The following is a 1,218-nucleotide window of genomic DNA, read 5'->3' on the forward strand; positions in this document are numbered from 1 at the left end:
CATACACAAACACGTTGTGAGTAATTATACCACTGTTACGTGAAAGAAAATAATAAATATAACCAATTGATAAACTTCCAGTTTTCAGAGTTTTTAAAACGGTATTAAGAATTATATGATTTTATATAAATATTATCCTTGTAATAAGAACACATTCGTATCATTATCAGTTAATGGTTTATGGTGTAGTGAACATTCTAAAATGAATGACCCATTTGAATGCCTTGCTTCAGTGGATAGAAAATTTGATAAAGAACAAATTCAGTCATTTAAAAAAATATTAGTTGATTCAGGAAATAAATTATACAAAAACTTTCATTTACATAGCGATGAAACAATTAACAAACTTGCAAACTCTTTTAGGAAGACACCTTTAGACAAATATGCATTTTGTTCGTTTTCAGAAGACCCTAATAATATATTAATGTGGACCCATTATGCTAACAATCATAGTGGATTAGTAATCGGTTTTGAATTCCCTGAACTAAAGAATAATAACAATTTACAGAAGGTTCGGTATCAGAACCAATTAGATGATATATCATTAACACCTTATGCCAATTTTATTCTTGGAAAAGAAGATGGTTATTTAGACGAAATTTTGAGAGATTATAGTATAAAATCAGAACATTGGATGTATGAAAGAGAATGGAGGTTGTGGCGAACTTGCTCTGGATATTTTAGATATAAACCTGAAAATATTAAAGAGGTTCACTTTGGGTTAAATATGCCAATAGAAACAAAAGCAATTCTGATTAAATTATTAAGCTTTCTTCCCAAAGAATTTGATTTTAAACAAAAAGAATTGAACTATAATCCAATCGGACTAAAATAACTACTCACAACACCGTATATAATTTATTGCTGGCTTCTCGCCTACTTACGAAAGTCCTCGCGGACTTTCTTGGTCGGTAATTATTTACTAAATTAGGTGCTTGAAACACGCAACAAACCATATACAACAACGTTGGCTCTAATTCTGCGCTCATATAATTCCGAATAAATAAAGCGGAACAAACCTTGATCTTAACGCCTAAAATCTTACTCAATATCTGAATTTACTCTTACGGAATTTAGCAAGTTTATAAAACTGAACTGTGTGTGAATTAAGCAACTTTTTCGGAATTAAAAACTCCATCAATTGCTCACGGAATAAAATGTAATTAAGTTTAAAAAACTGATCTGTGAGTGAATTAAGCAACTTTCGGAATTAAAAAC

1 protein-coding gene is annotated in these 1,218 nt (G+C 30.0%); it reads left to right on the top strand.

The genetic code is table 11. The features are described from left to right. The first annotated feature begins 202 nt into the window (after positions 1-202). Positions 203-835 (top strand): DUF2971 domain-containing protein, encoded by a 633-nt coding sequence (locus TD29_RS17440; RefSeq protein ID WP_161792635.1) that lies wholly within the window; start codon positions 203-205, stop codon positions 833-835. Positions 836-1,218: the final 383 nt, after the last annotated feature.

The sequence above is a fragment of the Psychroserpens damuponensis genome (assembly GCF_000826655.1).
GTDB lineage: Bacteria > Bacteroidota > Bacteroidia > Flavobacteriales > Flavobacteriaceae > Psychroserpens > Psychroserpens damuponensis.

Bases quoted from the DNA above. Each gene is read 5' to 3' on its own strand.
- TD29_RS17440 (WP_161792635.1), top strand. From the start codon at position 203: ATGAATGACCCATTTGAATGCCTTGCTTCAGTGGATAGAAAATTTGAT.